The organism is Gluconacetobacter diazotrophicus PA1 5, from assembly GCF_000067045.1.
In the GTDB taxonomy this organism is placed as follows: Bacteria; Pseudomonadota; Alphaproteobacteria; order Acetobacterales; family Acetobacteraceae; genus Gluconacetobacter; species Gluconacetobacter diazotrophicus.
Window position 1 is genome coordinate 937677 of record NC_010125.1, and the last position, 22324, is coordinate 960000.

Genomic DNA, 22324 nt, shown 5'->3' on the forward strand with positions numbered 1-22324 from the left:
ATGAACCGGATCGCGCCCCGGCCCCGATCGGCGCCGGACGACAGGGGCCTGGACCGCGCCGGCGCACGGTTGCAGGCCGCGCGCGCCACCGGCCTGCAGGCGGAATGCGACCAGTTGCGCCGGGCGCTGGCGCTGCAGGATCGCGCGCTGTCGGGTCGGGTGCTGCGGATCGTCCGTGCCATCCGGGCGGCGATGCGGGGGCGCGACCCGTTCGGGCGTCCGCTGGGCGTCGCCGCCGCCGCGCTGTGGCGAAAGACGCGGCGGGACGGCGTCGTGTCCGCCGCCCGCCTTGTGGCGCGCGTGTTGTCGCCGCCTCCGGACGGCGGGGCGGATGGACCGGTGTCCAGCCACGATGCGTATGCCATGGCTGCCGGGCCGGCGGACTGGACGCCGCAGATCCTGATCATCGCGGAACTCAGCCTGGCCCAATGTGCGAAATATCGTGTGTGGCAAAGGGTCGAACAGGTGCGGCACCTGGGATGGACCTGCCGCGTGGTGGACTGGCGCGACACCGGCGAGGCGCTGACCGCGCTGCAATTCTGCACGCGCGTCGTCTTCTACCGGGTTCCGGCCTTTGCCTCGGTCAGGATGCTGCTGGCCGAAACACGACGTCTGTCGGTGCCGTCATGGTGGGAAGTCGATGACCTGATCTTCGATCGGACGCTGTATTTTCAGAACAACAACCTGGCGGCGTTGCCCGAGGCCGAACGTGCCGGGCTTCTGTCCGGGGTCAGGCTGTTCCGGACCTGCATGCTGTCCTGCGATCGCGGCATCGCCTCGACCCCGGTGCTGGCGCGGGCGATGCGCGAGGCCGGCCTGCCGGCGGCGTCGGTCATCGAAAATGCGCTGGACGAGGAAACGCTGGCTGCCGCGGCTCTGGCCCGCGCCCGGGCAGCGGCGGGGCACGGGGCGGCTGACGGGACGGTGGTCATCGTCTACGGGTCCGGTACCCGCACCCATGACGCCGATTTTCGCGTGGCGGTGCCGGGCCTGGTCGCGGCGATGGCGGCGGACGCGCGGCTGCGTCTGTGGATCGTGGGCGAACTGCAGGTGCCCCGCGCCCTGCAGGCGCTGGGCACACGGGTGGTCGTCCTGCCCCTCCGTCCCTATGCGGAGTACCTGGCGCTGATGGCGCGCGCGGATATCGTCATCGCCCCGCTGGAAGACAGCGTCTTCAATGATGCCAAGAGCAACATCAAATATCTGGAAGCCGCCAGTCTGGGCCTGCCGTCGGTCTGTTCGCCCCGCCGGGCGTTCGCGGACGTGATCGTGGATGGAACGACCGGCTATCTGGCCGCCACGGATGCCGACTGGACGCGGGCCCTGCTGCTGCTGTCGGGCGATGCGACGCTGCGCCGTCAGGTCGGGCGGCGGGCCCTGGCCGACATCCTGGACCGCTATGCCCTGGCCCATATGGCCGAACGGCAGGTGGCGGCGGTGTTCGGCCGTCCGGCCGTGCCGGCCCTGAATCCGGCTATGAAACCAGCCATGAAACCGGTCGGGGGCGCGGTCACGGGCAGGCGGCTGCGGGTGCTGTGCGTGAATGTCTATTACCCGCCGCGCGCCTTCGGCGGAGCCACGCATGTGGCGGTGGAAATGGCCCAGCGGCTGCAGGCCGGCGGCCAGGCCGACATCGCGGTGCTGACCACGCGCCCGGCGGAACCGGGGCGCCCGGCCTCGGCCCTGCGCTACCGGCACCGTGGGGTGCCGGTGGTCGCGCTGGACGTGCCGGCGGAGCATGACGGACTCGCGATGTTCCACAACCCCGCGGCGGCTGCGATCTTTGCCGATTATGTCGCGGCTTTTCGCCCGGACGTGGTGCATGTCCATGCTCCGCAGGGGCTGGGGGTCGGGCTGCTGGATGTCTGCCGGCACCAGGGGATTCCCTATGTGCTGACATTGCATGATGCGTGGTGGCTGTGCGACCGGCAGTTCATGGTGCGCGAGGACGGCCAGTTCTGCGGGCAGGAACGGATCGATCCGCGCACCTGCCAGCGGTGCCGCCCGCAGGCCCGCTACCTGGCCGACCGGGCGGTGCTGGCGGGGGCCGGCCTGCGCGATGCGGCGCTGCTGCTCAGCCCCAGTGCCGCGCATCGCCGGCTGCACATCGCCAACGGCGTCGATCCGGCGCGGATCGTGGTGCATCGCAACGGATTTCGCTGGCCGAAGCGCCCGCGCACGCCTGTGGCTCCCGGCGGCCGTGCCCTGCGGTTCGGCTATGTCGGGGGCAGCGACGCGGTCAAGGGGTATCCGGTGATCCGCGCGGCGTTCGAGGGGCTGGCGCGTGCCGACTGGGTCCTGCGCCTGGTGGACAACAAGACGGCGCTTGGCCTGCGATCCATCGAAGTCGGCGACTGGCGGGTACAGGGCAAGCTGGAGCTTCTTCCGGCCTATGACGGCGAGACGGTCGATGCGTTCTTCGATTCCATCGACGTTCTGCTGTTTCCCTCGCGCTGGCCGGAAAGTTACGGCCTGACGGTGCGCGAGGCCCTGGCCCGCGACGTCTGGGTCGTCGCATCCGCGCCCGGCGGCCAGGCGGAGGATATCGTACCCGGGGTGAACGGCACATTGATCGGCCTGTCGGCGTCGGCATCCGAACTGGCGGCGGCGGTGACGGACCTGCTGGACCGTCCGGATCGCCTGGCCGGCTATGTCAATCCGTGCAAGGACCGGCTGGCGACATGGGACGGGCAGGCGCGCGAGCTGCTCGATCTGCTGCGCGCGGCATCGGGATGGGTGCAGGCAGGCGACGATCCCGCCACCGCGTGTGGCTGAGCGGCCGCAAGAGACGCCGCCGACCCCTTCCGGTACCGCGCCATGCACCCATGCCTTCGCCATTCCGGCAATGGTGCGCGTCCGTTACAATTATCGACGACTTGCCCAGTTTCCCCTGAAATCGGGGGTTTTCGGGAAGAGATGACGCTTTTGCAGTCCGCGTCAGCAACATTATCCATGCCTGGAAGAATTTTCTGGCGTAAGATTTAACCGCGCGCTAAAAGCCGCGACCGCTGAGGCACGATGTCGTGACGGACCGGCCCGCCACGATTTTTTTCCCATGTCCGGACAGGAGTGAACAGAGCCCATGAGCAAAGCCTTCATCGCCGCGGTTATCCAGGATTCGATCGATTGCACCGGCGTTGCCGCCAACCAGGCCGCCTCTGACCTGATCGCCGCCATCGTCCGCGAAATGAAGAAGGAAGGCGGCTTTACCCTGCCGTCGTTCGGGACGTTCACGGTCAAGAAGACCAAGGCCCGCAAGGCGCTCAACCCCCGCACCGGCGAGCCGGTGAAGGTCAAGGCCGGCAAGACGGTGCGCTTCAAGGCCAGCCCGAACCTGAAGAAGGCGGTCTGACGTCATTCCACCCGCGGCCCGTCACCTGGCCGCGGGTGCTGCCCGCAGGGGCGGGTCGAAAAACGCAGTCTGTATCGGAAGGACTCCTCGCCGGGGCGTCCGTGCGCTCTTTTGCCTGGACTGTGCCGTGCGGGACGGATTTGCGAAATCTCGTGGCGCAACCGTGTGGCATGGCAATCCGTGCTGACAGTACGGTGTATGTCGGCACGGCGTTCCGACTAACCGGGAAACCATGGCTGGGGCGGGAGGGATCGAACCTCCGAATGGCGGAATCAAAATCCGCTGCCTTACCGCTTGGCTACGCCCCATCACGCCGAATCGCCTCGGTTCCGTCCTTCTAATGTCTTCGACGGGGTGGCGTAAAGGGGGCATCTGCCCCCGAATGCTCCGCCTCAGAACGGTTCCGGCTCGGCGTCCCGCGTCAGGTCGACCGACAGGTCGATATCGCCTTCGTCCGGCGGCAGGGACGGTGCGGCCGATCCACGCCGTTCCAGCAGGTTGCCCAGCCGGGCCGCGCGGTCCAGGGCCTGGTCCAGCGCGGCCATGGTGCGGGACAGGTCCTCGCTGTCGTCGTTGTCCCAGGCCCGCAGGGCATAGGTCCAGACGCCGACCAGTCCCTGGACCCGCAGCGTGCCGGCAATGCCCGACACGTCCAGCCCGGCCGCGCCGGCCATCCAGCGCATGCTTTCCACCGTGGCCGCGCCCAGGACCAGCGCCGTCGCGGGGTCGAAGGGCAGGGCGCGCATCACCGCGCGCACGCCGGCCCGATATTGCTGCAGCACATCGAAACGGCGCATCAGCAGGTCGAACAGCTTTTCGCGTACCGTACCGGTGCTGCCGTCATCGACCAGCGCCGATTCGTCCGCCAGCCGTCCCAGCTTCAGCAGGATGGCGGCCTTCAGCGGAAAGCGCCGGCGCGCGTCGTCCAGCGGAATGCCCGCGTCACGCGCGGCATCGACCACGGTCAGGCGCCCCCATCCGTACAGGGCGGCGCGATCCATGGCGGCGCGGAGCAGGGCATCGTCGAACTGGTCGTTGTCCATGGGTTTTCTGACGTGTCTTCTGGTCTGTGGCGTCGTCCGGCCGATCCGGACATGCTTGGTCCGTATTGCGGTTAAATTACGTCGGGACGGTGTGCAAGTTCGTCAGGACGCGAGTTCGTGCGCGCGCAGGGTGGCGGCGCGGATGGCGGCGTCCATCGCGGCGGGCCATGCCTCGGGCTCCATCAGGACCGCCAGGGCCTGCTGGGTGGTGCCGCCCGGGCTGGTCACGCGGCGGCGCAGTTCGGCGGCATCCACGCCCGACTGTTCCATCAGCGCGCCGGCACCCGACACCGTGCGCCGGGCGATCCGCCGGGCCAGGTCGGGCGGCAGGCCCTGGGCGACGGCCGCCTGTTCCATCAGTTCGGCCAGCAGGAAGACATAGGCCGGGCCGCTGCCGGATACCGCGGTCACGGCATCCATCTGTTCCTCATGCTCGACCCAGGCGGTATCGCCAACCGCCGACAGCACCCGCCCGCACAGCGCGCGTTCGGCCTCGGTCGCGGCGGGGGGGGCATAGCAGACCGTCATGCCCTGGCCGATGGCGGCCGGCGTGTTGGGCATGGCGCGAATGACGACGGCGCCGGGCGCCCCGGCATCGGCCAGGGATGCCGCCAGGCCGCCGACCGTCTTGCCGGCCATGACCGACAGGACCGGCGCGCGGCGGGCGAACCGCGCGATGTCCGGGATCACGGCAGCCGCCTTCTGCGGCTTGGTGGCCAGGACGATCAGCGCCGGGGTGAAATCATCCGGCAGGTCTGCCGCCTGCCGGACGATTCGATGCGGGGCCGGACCGTCGGCGCGATGCCGGTCGAGGATGACCGACGGGGCCAGCCCGTCGGCCAGCCAGCCGGCCAGCATCGCACTGCCCATCTGCCCGCACCCCACCAGCAGCAGGGGCGGAATAGGCCCGGCCGGCTGGGTCATGCCTCGCCCGCGCAGTCCAGCATGGCGGCTTCCAGCGCCTCGGCCGGCGTCTTGCCGCCCCACAGGACGAACTGGAACGCGGGATAGAACCGCTCGCACTCCGTGATGGCGATGTCGATCATGTCCTCCAGGCTTTCCATCGACGCGCCGGGGGCGCCGCGCAGCAGCACCGCGTGGCGGAACAGCGGCATGCCGCTTTCCAGGTCCATGCCGAAATGGCCGATCCACAGCCGTTCGTTCGCCAGGGCCACCAGTTCGAACAGCGCCCGGCGCTGCTGGGGCGGGACCTTCAGGTCGAACGTGCAGGTGAAATGCATCGCGCTAACTTCGCGCGACCAGGAGAAATACAGGCCGTAATCGCACCATTTCCCCGGGGCCTCGGCGGCCATTTCGGAATCGTTTCGGCGTTCGAACGCCCATTCATATCCGCCGACGATCTGCTCCATGAGATCGAGCGGGTTCGAGTCCTGGGAGGGAGAGGAGAGCGTGAGGGCAGGCATGTGGGACTCCCCTAAGCCGTGGAGGGAGGGGGCCGGCGTCGCGCGCCGGACCCCGAACGTCTGCGAGGCGGACCGTTCGCCGTTCCCGCCACGGGTGGGAACGCGGCCACGCCCCAACCCTATGGGCGGTGCGGGCATGCTGGCAAGGGCCGCGCGCATGCCACGGCCGCCTGGCGTGGATTTTCGCGCGTTTCGCGGCGTGTCAGAACGGGCCGGCGGCGTCGTCCGGGCGCCCGTACTGCGCCGCGTCCTCCGGCGCCACGCCGGCACGGGCCTCCAGCGCCGCGATTCGCGCCTCCAGGGCGGACAGGCGGACGTCGGCGTCCTCCTGCGCCGTGCGGGCACGGCTGGCCAGTTCGCGCACGACCTCGAAATCCTCGCGCCGGACCAGGTTCAGCGTCGACAGGACCTCGTCCACCCGGGCGCGCACGATGGCGCCCACCTCCTCGCGCACACCGGCCAGGGCGGAAAACGCGCCGCCGGCGACACCGGCGAGATCATCGAAAAAGCGTGGCCTGTCGGACATGGCGGGTCCTCCTGTTCGGGGGCGGGTTCTGGTACCGGGGCCGCCGTAGCATGGCGGGCCGACCGGGTCGATGCACAGCATATAGCCAGTCCCGCCCCCGAAGACCATGCGCCTGCGCATTTCGGGGGCGGGACAGGGGGCGCGATCTGCTCTATAGAACGGGCTCATGATCATCATCACCGGCGGGGCCGGCTTCATCGGATCGTGCCTGCAGGCGGCGCTTCAGGCGCGGGGCGAGCAGACGGTCGTCGTCGACTGGCTGGGCAGCCAGGGCAAGTGGCGCAACATCGCGCGCCACCCGCCCGACCACCTGCTGACGCCCGAGGCACTGGACGATTTCCTGGCCGGCCGGCCCGCCGTGTCCGCCATCCTGCATATGGGCGCGATCAGCGAGACGACGGCCTGTGACGGCGACCTGGCCTGGCGCACCAATGTCGACCTGTCGGCGCGGCTGTGGGCGTGGTGCGCGCGGCATGGCGTGCGCTTCATCTACGCGTCCTCGGCCGCGACCTATGGCGCGGCCGGGGACGAATCGTTTTCCGACGATCCCGCGGGGCTGGAGGCATTGCGGCCGCTGAACCTGTACGGCTGGTCGAAGCATGTGTTCGACCGGCAGGTCGTGGCCGGCCTGGCCCGCGGCGCGTCGTCGCCGCCGCAATGGGCGGGACTGAAATTCTTCAACGTCTATGGCCCGAACGAATATCACAAGGGCCCGATGGTCTCGGTCGTGAAGGTCAAGTACGACGAGGTCCGCCGGGGCCAGCCGGCGCGGCTTGTTCGCTCGGACGTTCCCGGCCTGGCCGATTGGGCGCAGGCGCGGGATTTCATCTGGGTCGGCGACGTGGTGGACGTGACGCTGTGGCTGCTGGACAGCCCGCATGTCAGCGGCCTGTTCAATTGCGGCACCGGGGTCGCGCGCAGCTACCTGGACCTGGCCCATGCGGTCTGCGACGCCGCCGGCCGGCCGCGCCAGGTCGAATTCGTCGACATGCCCGACGCGCTGCGCGGCCATTACCAGTCCTATACCCGCGCCGACATGACGCGGCTGCGCCAGGCGGGATATGCCCGGCCCTTCACGTCGCTGGAAGACGGCATCCGTCGCTACGTCCAGGATTACCTGGCCACCGACGACGCCTACCTGTAACGCGCGCCCCGGTCATGCCGCCCCGGTCATGTCATTGAAGCAGAAAGACGCCGCATGCTGCCTGTCCTGATTTTCCCGCAATTCGATCCGGTCATGGTGCATGTAGGCCCGCTGGTGATCCGCTGGTACGCCATGGCCTATATTACGGCGCTGCTGGTGGGCTGGCGGCTGGTGCGCCATCTGGTCAGGCTGGCGCCCCGCGCCGCGACGGACGTGCAGGTCGATGATTTCCTGACCTGGGCGACGCTGGGCGTCGTGCTGGGCGGGCGGCTGGGCTATATCCTGTTCTACCAGCCCGCGGTCTACCTGGCGCACCCGCTGGCGGCGCTTCAGGTCTGGCATGGCGGCATGTCGTTCCATGGGGGTGCCCTGGGCGTGATCGTGGCGCTGGCCCTGTTCACCTGGCGCAACGGGCTCAGTTTCCTGGGCTTTTCCGACCGGGTGACGGTGGTGGTGCCGATGGGGCTGGGGCTGGGGCGAATCGCCAATTTCATCAATGGCGAATTGTGGGGGCGCCCGGCACCGGCCAGCCTGCCCTGGGCGATGGTCTTCCCCCAGGCCGGACCGGAACCCCGCCATCCGTCGGAATTGTACGAGGCGCTGCTGGAGGGCCTGGTACTGTTCTCCGTCATGTGGATCGTGGCGCGGCGCCCCGCGATCCGCGAGCGGCCGGGATTCCTGGCCGGCCTGTTCCTGTTCGGCTATGCCGTGGCGCGCAGCATCTGCGAATGCTTCCGGGAACCGGACGCCTTCATCGGCTTCCTGCCGTTCGGGACCACGATGGGGCAGATCCTGTGCATTCCCATGGCGATCGCCGGTGTCGGGCTGATGGCGCAGGCCATGATGCGGCCCGCCCGCCCGGTACTGATGCCCGCCCTGCCGGCGGACAGCCCGTGACCGCCGCCGCGCCGGAACGGCTGGACCGCTTCATGGCGCGGGCCAATGCGGCCTATTACGCGGGGCGCGACCCGTTTGCCGATTTTATCACGGCGCCCGAAATTTCGCAGATGTTCGGCGAAATCCTTGGCGCCTGGGTCGCCGTGACCTGGCAGGGCATGGGCCGTCGCGTCCCCTTCGCCCTGGTCGAGGCCGGGCCGGGCCGCGGCACGCTGATGGCCGACATGATGCGGCTGCTGGCGCGGGTGGCCCCCGACTGCCATGACGCGGCGCGGGTGCATCTGGTCGAACTCTCGCCACGCCTGCGCGACGTGCAGCAGGCGGCGCTGGCGGGTCGGACGGCGCATCCGGTGACGTGGCACGACCGGATCGAGGACGTGCCCGAAGGGGCCGTGATCCTGCTGGCCAACGAATTTCTCGACGCCCTGGCCATCCGCCAGTTCGTGCGGACGGCGGATGGCTGGGCGGAACGCTTCGTGCAGGGACCGGCCTTCGTCACGCAGCCGGCGTCCGACCTGCCGCCGGGCCCGTTCGACCGGTCCGTGCCCTGTGGCGAGATCCTGGAATGTTGCCCGGACGCGCTGGCGGTGGCGCGGCATGTGGCCGCCCGGCTGTGCCGGGCGCCGGGCACGGCGCTGTTCGTCGATTACGGCTATGACGGCGCCGTGTGGGGTGACACGCTGCAGGCCCTGCGCGACGGCCAGCCGGCCTGGCCGCTGGCCGACCCCGGACTGGCGGACCTGACGGCCCATGTCGATTTCGCGGCTTTCGCCGCCGCCGTGCGGGACGGCGGCGCGGTCTGCCACGGCAGCGTGACGCAGGGCGCACTGCTGGGCGCGCTGGGCCTGTTCGCCCGGGCCGAGCAACTGGCCCGCAACCGCGCGCCGGGGGAAGCCTACGCCATTCGCGACGCGGCGCAGCGGCTGGCGGCGCCGGACCGGATGGGACGCCTGTTCAAGGCGCTGGCCATCACCTCGCCCGGCCTGCCGGTACCGCCCGGCTTCGCGCTACCATAAGGGAGGGACCGATGAACCATGAGGGGACGCTGGACGATGGAACGATCCCGCCGGATGCGATCCTGCGCCACGACATGCTCAGGCATGTCCGGCACGGGTTCTTCACCCGCGCGGGCGGGGTGTCGCAGGGACCGTATGCCAGCCTGAACTGTTCGACGCGCTCGGGTGACGATCCGGCGGCGCTGGCGGAAAACCGGCGCCGGGTCGCGCACGCCATGGGGGTGGCGCCGGATGGCCTGCTGGGCGTCACCCAGGTGCATGGTGACGCGGTCGCGACGGTGACGGTGCCATGGGCGGTGGGCGAGGGGCCCCGCGCCGACGCCATGGTGACGGACCGGCCGGGCCTGGCGCTGGGGGTGATCACCGCCGATTGCGGGCCGGTCCTGTTTGCCGCGGCCGATGGCGGGGTGGTGGGGGCGGCCCATGCCGGCTGGCGCGGCGCCGTGGGCGGCATCCTGGAGGCGACGCTGGCGGCCATGGCGGCCCTGGGGGCGGCCCCCGCCCTGGTGCGGGCCGTGGTCGGCCCCTGCATCGGCCAGGCGAGCTACGAGGTCGGGGCCGACATGCGCGCGCAGGTGCTGGCGGCCGATGCCGGTGCCGCGCCCTTCTTCGCCCCGGGCCGCCGTCCGGGCCATGACCAGTTCGATCTGGCGGGCTATTGCGTGGCGCGGCTGCGGCGGGCGGGAATCGGCCAGGTGACGGCGCTGGGCGTGGATACGCTGGACGACGCGGCGCGATTCTTCAGCCATCGGCGCCGCACCCTGGCAGGGGGTGGGCCGATCGGGCACCAGATTTCGGTCATCGGCCGGGCCGGTGCTACAAGCAGCCCATGATTCGCGTCTTCCTTGTCCGCCGCGCGGCCGGCCTGATCGGCGCCGCCGGCCTGCTTGCCCTGTCCGGGTGCCTGGACGTACCGCATCCGTTCCGCGATCCGGGGCGGCTCGGCCGGTCGCTGGCCGCCAATGCGCCGCCCGCGCGCCTGGCGGTGCCGACGCCGCCGGCCGCCCTGCTGGGCGACGCGGCGGCACGGGAATGGAGCCACGACGTCGCCGCCGCCCTGCTGGACCAGTCAGTGCCGGCGATGGCGCAGCCGATCCGCGCCGGGGACTGGTGGCTGCGGCTGGGGGCGGTCACGCGCGGCGGGCAGGTCATTCCGACCTACAGCGTCATGACGCCCTCCGGCGCGGTGCGCAGCACGGACGAGGGCGCGGGCGTTTCCGCCGCCGCCTGGGCGGCCGGCGATCCGGCAACGCTGCGGCTGGCGGCCCGGCAGGCCGCGCCGGGCATCGCCGCGTCGCTGACCGGAATCCAGGCCGACCAGATGGATCACGATCCGCGCAGCCTGAAGCACCGCGCGGCGCGGATCTGGTTTGCCGGCGTGCGCGGCGCGCCGGGCGACGGCGACGTGGCGCTGGCCCGCGCCTTCGCCGCGGCCCTGCGCGATGCGTCGGACGCGGTCCAGAACACGTCCCATGACGCGGATTTTACCGTGTCCTGCGTGGTGACCGTCAGCGACGGGCCGGCCGGCACCACCGGCCATCCGCAACAGCACCTGCAACTGGTGTGGCGGGTGGTGGATTCGGCGGGCAAGGAGGCCGGCGCGGCGACGCAGCTGCACGATATCGACGCCCACACGCTGGACGGGCATTGGGGCGACGTGGCGGTGGCCGCGGCGCAGGAGGCGGCGGGTGGCGTCCGCCAGGTCGTGTCGCGCTATTCCGGCCGCGACAACGTGCCGCTTCCCCCGCCCGGCGGGGCGCCTGTTGTGGCGAATTCGCAACGTTGAAGGGGTTGATGACGTTGGCGGTATAGCCGGCATGCGCGACCGTTGCGGGAGACGGATGACACGGCCCGGCGCGATTGCTAGAACCCGCGCGCCAGCATACGAGACCGCCGCCCAGGAGCGTCGCCATATGAAGATCGTCGCCTGTAACAGCAACCTGCCTCTTGCCGAAAAGGTTGCGTCCGAGCTGCGGATGCCCCTGTGCAACGTATCGGTCCGGCGCTTCGCGGACATGGAGGTCTTCGTCGAGATCCACGAGAACGTCCGGGGCGAGGACGTGTTCGTGATCCAGAGCACCTGCGCGCCGACCAACGACAACCTGATGGAACTGCTGATCATGCTGGACGCGTTGCGTCGCGGGTCGGCACGGCGCGTCACGGCGGTGATGCCCTATTTCGGCTACGCGCGGCAGGATCGCAAATCCGGCCCCCGCACCCCCATCAGCGCCAAGCTGGTGGCCAACCTGCTGGTCGAAGCCGGCGCGAACCGGGTGCTGACGATGGACCTGCACGCGATGCAGATCCAGGGCTTCTTCGACATCCCGGTCGACAACCTGTATGCGGCGCCCCTGTTCACCCGCGACATCAAGGGGCGTATCGATCACGGAACGCTGCCCTATCTCGCGCCGCCGATGTCCATTCCCGGCGGGTTCCAGAACCTGATGATCGTCTCGCCCGACGTCGGCGGCGTGGTGCGCGCCCGGCAACTGGCGCAGCGCCTGAACGTGGACCTGGCGATCATCGACAAGCGGCGCGAGCGCGCCGGCGTGTCCGAGGTCATGAACGTCATCGGCGACGTGCGCGGCCGCTATTGCATCATGATCGACGATATCGTCGATAGCGGCGGGTCGCTGTGCAACGCCGCCGCAGCCCTGGTCAAGGAAGGGGCGGTGGCGGTCGAGGCCTACGTGACCCACGGCGTCCTGACCGGCGGCGCGGTGCAGCGCATCGCGCAGTCGCCCATCGGCATGCTGACCCTGACCGACAGCATCGCCGCGACCGAGGCGGTGGCGCAGGCCACGAACATCCGCCAGATCAGCACCGCCAACCTGCTCTCGCGCGCCATGCGCGCCGTGTCGGACGAAAGCTCGGTCTCCTCCCTCTTCGATTAGGCCGTTCGGTCCCGCCAGCCTCCGATTGACCTGGTGCGGAGATGCACCTATCGGGGAAAGCGAATCGAGAGGAGCCGTCCGACATGACCAAGCTGATCGCCCGCCCGTACTGGTATCTGCGTCATGGTGAGACGGACTGGAACGCCGAGGGCCTGTCGCAGGGCCGGTCGGACATTCCGCTGAACGCGCGCGGCATCGCCCAGGCCGAGGCAGCGGGCGCGCTGCTGTCACAGGACGAGGGACGCTACGTTCCGGTGGCCCGTATCGTGTCCTCGCCGCTGGTCCGCGCCCTGCGCACGGCGCAGATCGTGTCCGCCGCCATGGCCGGCCCCGGCGGCACGCCGCTGCCGATCGCGACCGATGACGGATTGCAGGAAGTCTGTTTCGGCGAGCAGGAAGGCCAGCCGATGGGCAATTGGTACGATGCCTGGATTGCCGGCGAGTACACGCCGAAGGGGGCCGAGCCCTTCGTCGAACTGCGTGCCCGTGCCGTCGCGGCCGTCAACCGGGCCCTGGACGGCGAGGGCACGGTTCTGATCGTCTGCCACGGCGCGATGTTCCGCGCCCTGCGGTCGGCCATGGACCTGCCGCCCAATGTCCGCCTGCCCAATGCCGAACCGCTGTGGGTGACGCCTCCCTCGGGCGCCGACGCGGCTGCGTGGAGCCTCGCCACCCTCGATTGAGTGGGACGGGACGGGCGATCCGCACCTGAAGAATTTTCGGCGAAAATTTGCGTCGGCGGGGGTTTTCCGTTAAACGCGCGCCACGCGCAGGCACCCCTGGAGGCCTGCGCGATTGGTTTTCAGGAGCATACAGTGACCCAATTCACGAAACTCGAGGCTTCATCGCGCGCGAAGGCTGGTAAGGGGGCAGCGCGTGCGACGAGGCGTGACGGCCAGGTCCCGGCCGTCATCTATGGCGCGAAGCAGGAACCGACCCTGGTCGCGCTCGACCCCCGCCTGGTGGTGCGCGAGATGCAGCGCGGCGGCTGGCGTTCGCGCGTGTACGACGTCACCGTCGATGGTGCGTCCTCCCCCGCCCTGATGCGCGAGATCCAGCTGCATCCGGTCAGCGACAAGCCGATCCATGTCGATTTCCAGCGCCTGGCCGCCGGCGAGCGCGTGCATGTCGAAGTGCGGATCGTCTTCACCGGTGAAGACAAGTCCCCCGGCATCAAGCGTGGCGGCGTGCTGAACATCGTCCGTCACACGGTGGAAGTCAGCGCCGATCCGGCGAACATCCCCGAATCGTTCACCGTCGACCTGTCGCAGCTCGACATCCACGACAACGTGCGCTGGGACGACCTGCAGGGCACGGGCAGCGTGACGCCGACGCTGCAGATCCCGAACTTCGTGATCGCGACCGTCGCCGCGCCCAGCGCGGACGAAACGCCCGAGCCCGCCGCTGCCCCCGCCGCGGCTCCCGCGAAGAAGTAAGTCCGGGGAGACGGCATGCTGCTCTGGACCGGGCTCGGAAATCCTGAGCCGGGGATGAGCCGGCACCGGCATAATGTCGGTTTCATGGCCGTCGACCGGATCGCGACCCGCCATGGCTTTGCGCCATGGCGGAAACGCTTCCGGGGCGAGGTGGCGGAGGGCCGGGTGGGCACGCACAAGGTGCTGCTGCTCAAACCCCTGACCTATATGAACCTTTCCGGTGAGAGCGTTCAGCAGGCCGCCGCCTTCTATAAAATTCCCGTGGAGTCCATCACCGCGTTTCATGACGAACTGGACCTGGCGCCGGGCCGGGTGCGGGTGAAGCGGGGCGGCGGGGCCGCTGGCCATAACGGCCTGCGCTCGATGGACAAGATGCTGGGCAGCCAGGATTACTGGCGTGTCCGCATCGGCATCGGCCATCCCGGCGTGCGCGAGCGCGTGACGGGCCATGTGCTGGGCGATTTCGCGAAAAGCGACCAGGACTGGCTGGAGCGCATGCTCGACGCCATGTCCGACACGGCGCCGGTCCTGGCGGACGGGCAGCCCGAACTGTTCATGACGAAGATGGCCTTGCTGGCCGGGGAGAAGGGCTGATGGGGTTCAATTGCGGCATCGTGGGCCTGCCGAATGTCGGCAAGTCCACTCTGTTCAACGCCCTGACCGAAACCGCGTCGGCCCAGGCCGCGAACTATCCGTTCTGCACGATCGAACCGAATGTCGGCCGCGTGGCGGTGCCCGACCCGCGACTGCAGGCCCTGGCCGCCATCGGCAAGTCGCAGAAGATCCTGCCGACCAGCCTGGAATTCGTCGATATCGCGGGCCTGGTGCGCGGCGCCTCGCGCGGCGAGGGACTGGGCAACCAGTTCCTGGCGAATATCCGCGAGGTCGATGCGATCATCCACGTCCTGCGCTGTTTCGAGGATGACGACATCACCCATGTCGAAGGCGGGATCGATCCGATCCGCGACGCCGAGATCATCGAGACCGAACTGATGCTGGCGGACCTGGATTCGCTGGAAAAGCGCATCGTCGCCCTGCAGAAGAAGGCCAAGGGCAACGACCGCGACGCCGCCGCCCAGGTCGCGCTGATGGAACCGCTGATCGCGGTCCTGCGCGAGGGCCGGCCCGCCCGCCAGGCCATTCCCGCCGGGCAGGAAGAGGCCGTGCGCCGCCTGCAGCTGATGACCAGCAAGCCGGTCCTGTATGTCTGCAATGTCGAGGAAGCCTCGGCCGCCACCGGCAATGAATGGTCCGAACGCGTCCGGGCCCGGGCCGAGGCCGAGGGCGCGGTCGCCGTCGTGGTCTCCGCCGCGATCGAGGCCGAGGTCAGCCAGCTCGGCCCCGAGGACCGCAAGGAATTCCTCGACGGGCTGGGCCTGTCCGACAGCGGCCTGGACCGGGTGATCGCCGCGGGCTACCGCCTGCTGGGCCTGCGGACCTATTTCACCGTGGGGCCCAAGGAAACCCGTGCCTGGACGATCACCGCCGGCACCCGCGCGCCCCAGGCCGCCGCCGTGATCCATAATGATTTCGAACGCGGCTTCATCGCCTGCGAAACCGTCGCCTATGACGACTACATTCGCTACCAGGGCGAAGCGGGCGCCAAGGAAGCCGGCAAGCTGCGGATCGAAGGCCGCGACTATGTCGTGCAGGATGGCGACGTCCTCCTCTTCCGCTTCAACGTCTGAAAAAGGGGCTGGAGACGCGCCCTGTCGGCGATCCGACGCGCGTTTCCTGCGCTCCGGTGCTCACGGCCATCAAGGCCGCTCTGCTCCGGCGCTCGGAAACACACGACGGCCGTGCCGCTTCGCGGCTCTCTCGCTCAACAGGCCACGTCTCCAGCCCATTTTTGTGGTTTTGGGGTGACTTGCATCCTGTTCCGACAGAACCGACAATAATCCGGCAGCGCATCCGCGCAGGGGCAGGGAGTCGATCATGAATGCAGTCACGCCGGTCGTGGACCAGACGGACCAATGGGTTCCGGCCATGCCGCGCCTGGCCGCCCAGGCTCGTGCCGCTGCCCGTGCCCTGGCGCGCAGTTCCACCGCCACGCGCGACGCGGCGCTGCGTCATGCCGCACAGGCGCTGCGCGACCGGCAGGGCGAGATCCTGGCCGCGAATGCGCGCGACCTTGACGCCTCGACCGCCACCGCGTCCTTCCGCGACCGCCTGACCCTGACCCCCGCGCGGGTCGAGGCAATGGCCAGGGGGCTGGAGGACATCGCGGCGCTGCCCGATCCGGTCGGGCGTGTGCTGGCGGATTGGACCCGGCCCAACGGATTGCGGATTCGCCGGGTCGCCACTCCCGTCGGCGTCATCGGCATGATTTACGAAAGCCGGCCGAATGTCGGCGCGGACGCGGCCGGCCTGTGCATCAAGTCGGGCAACGCGGTGATCCTGCGCGGCGGGTCGGAAAGCCTGCACAGCGCGCGCGCCATCCATGGGGCCATGGCGGCCGGCCTGCGCGCCGCCGGTCTGCCGGAGGACGCGGTGCAGATCGCCCCCGATTCCGACCGCCGCCATGTCGCGGACATGCTGACTGCATCGGGCCTGATCGACCTGATCATCCCGCGCGGGGGCAAGTCGCTGGTCGAACGGGTCCAGCGCGAGGCCCGGGTGCCGGTCCTGTCCCATGCCGAAGGGCTGTGCCACACCTATGTCCACGCAGCGGCCGACCCGGCCATGGCCCGGGGCCTGGTCGTCAACGCCAAGATGCGCCGCACCGGCATCTGCGGCGCGACCGAGACCCTGCTGATCGACGCGGCCGTGGCGCCTACCCTGCTGCCTGCGATCGTGGCCGACCTGGCCGCGCGCGGCTGTACCTTCCACGCCGATGCCCGCGCCCGCGCCATCCTGCCCGACCTGCCCCCGGCGACCGAGGCCGATTTCGCGACCGAATGGCTGGATGCGGTATTGTCGATCGCCGTGGTGGACGGCGTCGAGGACGCCCTGGCTCATATTGCCCGCTATGGCAGCGCGCATACCGAGGCGATCGTGACCGAGATGCGGAGACCGCGGCACAGTTCCTGAACGGCACCGACAGCGCGGTGGTGATGTGGAACGCCTCGACCCAGTTCTGTGACGGGGGCGAATTCGGGTTCGGGACCGAGATCGGCATCGCCACCGGTGGTTTGCACGTCCGTGGGCCGGTGGGGCTGGAGCAATTGACGACCTTGCGGTACGAGGTCGTCGGGACGGGCCAGCAACGGCCCTGAGCATGTCGTCCATTGCGGCCTGGGGGGACGGTCGGCGAACCCGGATCGGCGTGCTGGGCGGATCGTTCAATCCGGTCCATGACGGCCACCTGCAACTCGCGCGGCGGGCGCTCCGGCATTTGCGGCTGGATCAGGTCTGGCTGATGATCTCGCCGGGCTATCCGCTGAAGCCCGTACAGGGCATGGCTCCGTTCGATGTCCGGCTGGCCAGCGTGGCGGCCCGGTTCGACGGGCGGCGCCTCGTCGCCACCGATATCGAGCGACGGCTGGGCACCCGCTATACGGTCGATACGCTGGGCCTGCTGCGACTGCGTTTTCCCCATGCCGCCTTCGTGTGGCTGATGGGGGCGGACGGCCTGGCGGACCTGGCGCGCTGGCGGGACTGGCGGCGCATCGTTTCGCTGGTACCGTTCGCGGTCCTGCCGCGGCCGACCTACAATCCGGGGGCCTTGCGGGGCGAGGCGGCGGTGGCGCTGGCGCGCTGGCGGCGCCCGGCGCGCCAGGCCCCGATCCTGGCCGATTGCGCGCCCTGTGCTTGGGCCTTTCTTCCGGCCCCCCAGATCGGTATATCAGCAACGGAATTGCGTGCCTCGGCGTTGAGGCAGCGATCGCGCCACCCGACGCACAAGCACACCACGCATCAGGAGTAACAGTCATCGCCAGGAAGCCTCCGGCCGATACGGGGACCACTCGTCGCACGGCAACTAAGAAGACACCCGGTACGTCCGGCAGAACGACCACCGGCAGCGTCAGCACGGTGGCCGGAACGACAAAGGCGCCCGGCACCCCGCGCAAGAAGGCCGCTGTCGCCGGTCCCGGCAAGGCAGTAAACCGCGAACCGGCGGAAATCAGCCTGCTGGAAAAATATCTGGCCATCATCACCGAGAGTATCGCCGACGATAAGGGCGAGGATATCGTGGTGCTGGACCTGACCGGCCGCGCCGCCTTTGCCGACCGGATGGTGGTCGCGACCGGCCTGGCCGATCGCCAGATCTCGGCGATGGCGACCCATATCGAGCGCAAGCTGGGGGAAGCCGGGCTGAAGCGCGTGCTGATCGAAGGCGCGAACGGCTCGGACTGGGTGCTGATCGACGCCGGCGACATCGTCATCCACCTGTTCAAGCCCGAGGCCCGGGCCCTGTATGGGTTGGAGCGGATGTGGGGCGCCGATCTGGATGTTCCGCCGGCCGAGGCTGAAGTCTGAGGATTGCTTTTTTTTCCTGAAAAAGAGCGAAGACGATGCGGCTGATCGCCGTCGGCCGCATGAAGGACCGGGTGGAGCGCGATCTGTTCCAGCGCTACGCCGAACGGCTGAGCCCGCGCCTGGATCTGGTCGAGGTGGCCGAGGGCAGGGGCGCACCCGCCGAGATCAAGCGGCGGGAAGGGCAGGCCCTGCTGTCGGCCCTGCCCGACCGGGCCTTCGCCGTGGCGTTGGACGAGGGCGGCCGTGCCCACGATAGCCTGGCCTTCGCGCGGGTCCTGGAACGCTGGCTGGGCCTGTCCCGCCCGGTCTGCTTCCTGGTCGGCGGTGCCGAGGGATTGGATGGCCCCGTCCTGGCTATGCGCGCCGAGCTCTCCCATATGGTCGACTGGGCCCGCACTAGTGATCCTGTACGCACAGGATGATCCGGGGATTATTGGCTGAACAGCTCTACCGGGCGCGTGCGATCGCCTCGGGGCATCCCTATCATCGCGCGGGACGGCCGGCCTAAAGGCGTCACCCGTGATCCACCAAAGGCCTGTCCCTTTGGAAAACCGGTTTTTATCAAACGGATTCTAGCGGATCGAACGGTCGGGGGCGTCGTCGCGGAACGCGTGGCCGTAGGTCACTACCGGCAGGCTGTCCGGCGCTTCGGCCACTTCGGTCGAACGCATCGGATGGCTCAGCGCGCTGTCGGTGGCGCGGACCGCCGAGCGGCCGGCGCTGGCCATCATGACGCGTCCGCTGGTGTCCGAACGCGGATAGATGAAGCCATAGGTGGGATAGATACTGCCGTAGGTGCCCTGGTGGGCCAGCGCCACGCGCACGGCGCTCCAGTCATTGTTGGGCGACACGTCGATGACCGACACGTTGCGGCTGATGCCGCGCTGTGCCCAGTGCGACTGGTCGATGGTGACGGTGCGGCTGTCGATGACGTTGGTGACGACCGCGACATGGCCCAGTGGCATGCGGCGGGTGGCGCGGAAGTTCAGGACGCTGCCCGCCTCGGGGGCCGATCCGCGGGCATAGACGCCAGCGGCATTGTACCACCAGTTGACGGCATTGCCGTGCAGCACGACATCGGAAGCAGTCTTCGCGAAGGCCACGCACTGGATGACATGGCCCGCCTCGTGACGGCGATAGGCGGCATGCTGGACATGATGGCCATGCTGCACCGGCTGGGCGACGTGATGCGCCGGGCGCCGCGCATCGGCTGCGTGGGGAAGGATCAGACCGAGGGACGCGGCCGCCATGGAAAAGAGGAACGAACGTCCCAAACCGCCTGCCCGCATCCTCGAAGACCCCACCTGCCGTGTTGCTGCGCAAACAGGGTTAGCAAGGGGGTTGCAACCCTGACAAGACGCCGCCGCAATTCTTCGCGGCACTTATAAAAAATTCGCCAAAACACCCTGATCTGGCGTCAGATTTAGGAATATATTCCTTTCGCGATCGTGCAGGTCGCGGTTTTCCAATGAAAAATACAGGTTCCCTGAAAAGGGCCGGATCAGGGGGGCGAACCGGCTGCGTTCGAATCGGAATCGGGATCCGTTGCCAAAATGCGACAGGTATGTGTTGTCGCCGGACCCCGCTCCAGGCTGTGACGTGTGCGTCCTACTTCGTGCAGATGACCATGATTTCGACCAGCATCGCCGGATTGGCCATGACCGCCTGCACGCAGGCGCGCGCCGGTGCGCCGTCCTTCGGCAGCCACGCGGACCACACGGCGTTCAGGTCGTCGCGGTCGGCAATGTCCTTCAGCCAGATCTGGGCCTGCAGCAGGCGGGTCTTGTCGGTGCCGTGCAGTTCCAGCGCCTCGTCGATCTGCTCCAGAATGTCGCGGGTCTGGGTGGTCGCGTCGCCCGTCAGGTCGCGCGCGACGAAACCCTGGGTAAACAGGAAGCCGTGATATTCCACGACCTTCGACAGGATCGCGTTCGGTTCCGTGCGGATGATCTTGCTCATGGGGCCAGTCCTTCGTCATGGCGGCCGACGGGGCCGCGCCCGCTCTTGTCCGACACCCGGGCAGGGCCGGTCAACTGGGACCAGTCAAACCGGGACCGGCCGGGCGCGTGGCGGCAAACTGGTCCAGCCGGTCCGGCGTATCGAAATCCTCATGGATCGTGGCGCCGGCCTGGACCGTCGCCACACGCTCCCCCAGGGCACGCATCAGCGCTCCGCCGCCGCGATCGCCCTTCAGCGCCATCAGGGCGGGAATCATCGTCCGATCCCACAGGACGGGGTGGCCCTGTCGTCCATCATGGACCGGGACGGTAACGGGAGCGGGGCTTTGCCGGTGTCGGGCCAGCAGGCGCGTGATCACATCGGGTCCGATCCAGGGCATGTCTCCCAGGCAGACCAGGATTCCCGATGGGTGGCGGGCTTCCGCCATCCTCAATCCGGCGCGCAGGCTGGCGGACAGGCCATCCGCATGATCGGCGGCCATGGTGACGGCCACCTCGCGGGCATAGGGCGCATGGGTATCGATGGCGGCGCGGAGGTCGTTCGCGCGATGGCCCAGCACGACAATGACGGTATCTACCGCGCTGGCACAGACCGCCTGCAGCGTGCGTGCGATCATCGGTTGCCCCATCTGGTCGGGGGCCAGCAATTTATGGCGGTCCCCCGATCGCGATGACCGGCCCGCAGCCAGGACCAGCGCCACGATTCCGGTAGCCACCCCGGTGCTCATCCCCAGCCGGAATCGCGCGCCAGCGGCGCGTCACGCCGGACAGCCACGATTTCCGCCAGGATCGACAATGCGATTTCGGGAGCGCCGACCGCGCCGATGGCCAGTCCGATCGGTCCGTGGATGCGGGCGGTCCGGTCGGTGTCGAATCCTTCGGCCCGCAGCCGCGCCATGCGCGAGGCCTGGGTCTTTCGTGACCCCAACGCGCCGATATAGAAGGCCGGGCTGTTCAGCGCGGCGTGCAGGGTCGGATCGTCCAGCTTGGGGTCATGGGTCAGGGTGACGATCGCGGTATGATCGTCGATGTTCACATTCTCCAGCGCCTCGTCGGGCCAGTCGGTCATCAGGACAATGCCGGGAAAGCGCTCGGGGGTGGCCAGTTGCGTGCGCGGGTCGATGACCGTCGTTGCGAAACCGGTCGCCATCGCCAGCGGCGCCAGGACCTGCGCGATATGCACGGCGCCGACGATCAGCAGCCGATGGGGCGGTGTCAGCAAATGCAGGAACCAGGTCGCGCCGTCCGCATCCTCGACGCGCTGGCTGCGTCCGTCGCGAAACGCCTGCTCCAGCGCCGGGCGCAGGGCGTCGGGCGGCGGGTCATTGATCGGGGTTTCCAGGCCCTGCTCCGTTCGCGTGACCAGTACATGATGCCGGTCGGACAGGCGCGTCGCCAGCAGGACCGGCTGCCGGGCCCGGCGCAGGGCGATCGCCTGTTGGGCCATGGCCAGTGTCAGCGTTCCCGCCGGTCCGACCGATTCCACCAGGATGTCCAGTTCACCCCCGCAGGCCAGGCCCACCGACCATGCCTGTTCCGACGTGATGCCGTAGGACAGGATTTCGGAGGTGTTTTCACGCATGATCGTCGCGGCGCTGTCGACGACCGACGCCTCGACACATCCTCCGCTGACCGATCCCTCGATCCGGCCCGTGTCGCTGACCGCCATCATGCTGCCGGACGGACGCGGAGAACTGCCCCAGGTTGCGATGACGGTGGCCAGGGCGGCGGGCTGCCCAGCCTCGGCCCAGGCAATGGCCAGTTCCAGCGGGTCGCGGGAAAGAGGGTGCGGTGTCATGCCGATCACTCTATCAGCGTGGATATAGTCAGGCCAGCTTGCCCGGCGCGCCGTCGGCTCGTACAGATCGCGATGGATGGGCATGCGGTCCATGCCCCAATCATGTCCTGACCGGTCGCATGCGATCGGGGTGAGGAGTCGCCTAATGTCATTGTCTCGTGATCCGGATCTGGACGGCCTGGAACTCGTGGTCGTGCCGGTCACCGCGTTCGGACAGAATTGTTCGATTCTGTGGGACCCGGGCAGCCGCCACGCGGTGGTGGTCGATCCGGGCGGCGACGTCCCCCGCCTGCTGCATGAACTGGCATCGCGCGACCTGACGGTGGATGCGATCCTGCTGACCCACGGCCATCTGGACCACGCGGGCGGGGCAGACGCGTTGCGGGCCGAACTGTCGGGGCGGCAGGGCGCGGCGGT

At 69.1% G+C, this 22324-nt stretch carries 23 protein-coding genes, 1 tRNA gene and 2 pseudogenes (1 of these 26 running past the window's edge); 17 read left to right on the plus strand and 9 right to left on the minus strand.

What is annotated here, in order from left to right; genetic code table 11:
* Positions 1-2775: a glycosyltransferase gene (locus GDI_RS04370; protein ID WP_012223763.1), complete on the plus strand. Its 2775-nt coding sequence runs from the start codon at positions 1-3 to the stop codon at positions 2773-2775.
* A gap of 307 nt (positions 2776-3082) precedes the next feature.
* Positions 3083-3352, plus strand: a complete 270-nt coding sequence (locus tag GDI_RS04375; RefSeq protein WP_012223764.1) for an HU family DNA-binding protein — start codon at positions 3083-3085, stop codon at positions 3350-3352.
* Positions 3353-3585: 233 nt separating this feature from the next.
* Here GDI_RS04375 and GDI_RS04380 read toward each other — a convergent pair.
* The 5 genes from GDI_RS04380 to GDI_RS04400 form a co-directional block, all read right to left on the minus strand.
* Positions 3586-3660: transfer RNA gene (locus GDI_RS04380), tRNA-Gln, on the minus strand.
* A gap of 84 nt (positions 3661-3744) precedes the next feature.
* On the minus strand, positions 3745-4395 hold the full coding sequence (locus GDI_RS04385; protein ID WP_012223765.1) for a TetR family transcriptional regulator: 651 nt from the start codon (positions 4393-4395) through the stop codon (positions 3745-3747).
* A 102-nt stretch (positions 4396-4497) separates the two neighbouring features.
* Complete coding sequence (gene proC / locus GDI_RS04390; protein WP_012223766.1) at positions 4498-5319, minus strand: pyrroline-5-carboxylate reductase; 822 nt, start codon at positions 5317-5319, stop codon at positions 4498-4500.
* A complete protein-coding gene (locus tag GDI_RS04395; protein WP_012553583.1) occupies positions 5316-5819 on the minus strand; it encodes a type III secretion system chaperone family protein in 504 nt (167 codons plus the stop codon). Before GDI_RS04395 ends, proC begins: the two co-directional genes overlap by 4 nt.
* Positions 5820-6021: 202 nt before the next feature.
* A complete protein-coding gene (locus tag GDI_RS04400) occupies positions 6022-6345 on the minus strand; it encodes an accessory factor UbiK family protein (protein WP_012223772.1) in 324 nt (107 codons plus the stop codon).
* Between the two features lie 166 nt (positions 6346-6511).
* Here GDI_RS04400 and rfaD point away from each other — a divergent pair, with 166 nt between their 5' ends.
* The 14 genes and pseudogenes from rfaD (at position 6512) to GDI_RS04470 (ending at position 18659) form a co-directional block, all read left to right on the plus strand.
* On the plus strand, positions 6512-7489 hold the full coding sequence (gene rfaD, locus GDI_RS04405; RefSeq protein ID WP_012223776.1) for an ADP-glyceromanno-heptose 6-epimerase: 978 nt from the start codon (positions 6512-6514) through the stop codon (positions 7487-7489).
* Between the two features lie 54 nt (positions 7490-7543).
* On the plus strand, positions 7544-8386 hold the full coding sequence (lgt, locus tag GDI_RS04410; protein ID WP_012223777.1) for a prolipoprotein diacylglyceryl transferase: 843 nt from the start codon (positions 7544-7546) through the stop codon (positions 8384-8386).
* Entirely contained in the window at positions 8383-9402 is a 1020-nt protein-coding gene (locus GDI_RS04415; RefSeq protein WP_012223778.1) for a class I SAM-dependent methyltransferase, read from the plus strand. Before lgt ends, GDI_RS04415 begins: the two co-directional genes overlap by 4 nt.
* 74 nt (positions 9403-9476) lie before the next feature.
* Positions 9477-10235, plus strand: a complete 759-nt coding sequence (pgeF, locus tag GDI_RS04420) for a peptidoglycan editing factor PgeF (protein ID WP_408735211.1) — start codon at positions 9477-9479, stop codon at positions 10233-10235.
* Complete coding sequence (locus GDI_RS04425; RefSeq protein WP_012223783.1) at positions 10232-11188, plus strand: hypothetical protein; 957 nt, start codon at positions 10232-10234, stop codon at positions 11186-11188. Before pgeF ends, GDI_RS04425 begins: the two co-directional genes overlap by 4 nt.
* 127 nt (positions 11189-11315) lie before the next feature.
* Positions 11316-12296 carry a ribose-phosphate pyrophosphokinase gene (locus GDI_RS04430; protein WP_012223784.1) on the plus strand — a complete coding sequence of 327 codons (981 nt, stop codon included), beginning with the start codon at positions 11316-11318 and terminating at the stop codon, positions 12294-12296.
* A gap of 83 nt (positions 12297-12379) precedes the next feature.
* Positions 12380-12979 (plus strand): histidine phosphatase family protein, encoded by a 600-nt coding sequence (locus tag GDI_RS04435; RefSeq protein ID WP_012223785.1) that lies wholly within the window; start codon positions 12380-12382, stop codon positions 12977-12979.
* A 132-nt stretch (positions 12980-13111) separates the two neighbouring features.
* Complete coding sequence (locus tag GDI_RS04440) at positions 13112-13732, plus strand: 50S ribosomal protein L25/general stress protein Ctc (protein ID WP_012223786.1); 621 nt, start codon at positions 13112-13114, stop codon at positions 13730-13732.
* A gap of 15 nt (positions 13733-13747) precedes the next feature.
* Complete coding sequence (gene pth / locus GDI_RS04445; RefSeq protein ID WP_012553578.1) at positions 13748-14326, plus strand: aminoacyl-tRNA hydrolase; 579 nt, start codon at positions 13748-13750, stop codon at positions 14324-14326.
* On the plus strand, positions 14326-15420 hold the full coding sequence (gene ychF / locus GDI_RS04450) for a redox-regulated ATPase YchF (RefSeq protein ID WP_012223788.1): 1095 nt from the start codon (positions 14326-14328) through the stop codon (positions 15418-15420). Before pth ends, ychF begins: the two co-directional genes overlap by 1 nt.
* 247 nt (positions 15421-15667) lie before the next feature.
* Positions 15668-16947, plus strand: a pseudogene (locus tag GDI_RS04455) (glutamate-5-semialdehyde dehydrogenase).
* Positions 16948-16949: 2 nt separating this feature from the next.
* Complete coding sequence (locus tag GDI_RS04460; RefSeq protein ID WP_012223796.1) at positions 16950-17597, plus strand: nicotinate-nucleotide adenylyltransferase; 648 nt, start codon at positions 16950-16952, stop codon at positions 17595-17597.
* Between the two features lie 107 nt (positions 17598-17704).
* Positions 17705-18151 carry a ribosome silencing factor gene (gene rsfS / locus GDI_RS04465; RefSeq protein WP_012223803.1) on the plus strand — a complete coding sequence of 149 codons (447 nt, stop codon included), beginning with the start codon at positions 17705-17707 and terminating at the stop codon, positions 18149-18151.
* A 35-nt stretch (positions 18152-18186) separates the two neighbouring features.
* Positions 18187-18659 (plus strand): annotated as a pseudogene (locus tag GDI_RS04470) (23S rRNA (pseudouridine(1915)-N(3))-methyltransferase RlmH).
* Between the two features lie 64 nt (positions 18660-18723).
* Here the strand turns inward: GDI_RS04470 and GDI_RS04475 are convergent.
* The 4 genes from GDI_RS04475 to GDI_RS04490 all read right to left on the minus strand — a co-directional run bounded on the left by GDI_RS04475 (position 18724) and on the right by GDI_RS04490 (position 21907).
* Positions 18724-19440 (minus strand): CHAP domain-containing protein, encoded by a 717-nt coding sequence (locus GDI_RS04475; RefSeq protein ID WP_012223805.1) that lies wholly within the window; start codon positions 19438-19440, stop codon positions 18724-18726.
* Between the two features lie 319 nt (positions 19441-19759).
* Positions 19760-20110: a RidA family protein gene (locus GDI_RS04480; RefSeq protein ID WP_012223807.1), complete on the minus strand. Its 351-nt coding sequence runs from the start codon at positions 20108-20110 to the stop codon at positions 19760-19762.
* A 70-nt stretch (positions 20111-20180) separates the two neighbouring features.
* On the minus strand, positions 20181-20825 hold the full coding sequence (locus GDI_RS04485; RefSeq protein WP_231854211.1) for a nucleotidyltransferase family protein: 645 nt from the start codon (positions 20823-20825) through the stop codon (positions 20181-20183).
* A gap of 8 nt (positions 20826-20833) precedes the next feature.
* Positions 20834-21907, minus strand: a complete 1074-nt coding sequence (locus tag GDI_RS04490) for an XdhC family protein (RefSeq protein ID WP_012223808.1) — start codon at positions 21905-21907, stop codon at positions 20834-20836.
* Positions 21908-22052: 145 nt separating this feature from the next.
* On the opposite strand from GDI_RS04490, the gene GDI_RS04495 reads away from it, so the two are divergent.
* A protein-coding gene (locus tag GDI_RS04495; protein WP_012553572.1) for an MBL fold metallo-hydrolase crosses the window boundary here: on the plus strand, positions 22053-22324 show its 5' portion. It continues 409 nt past the right edge of the window; the window shows 272 of its 681 coding nt (coding positions 1-272); the start codon lies at positions 22053-22055; its stop codon lies beyond the right edge, outside the window.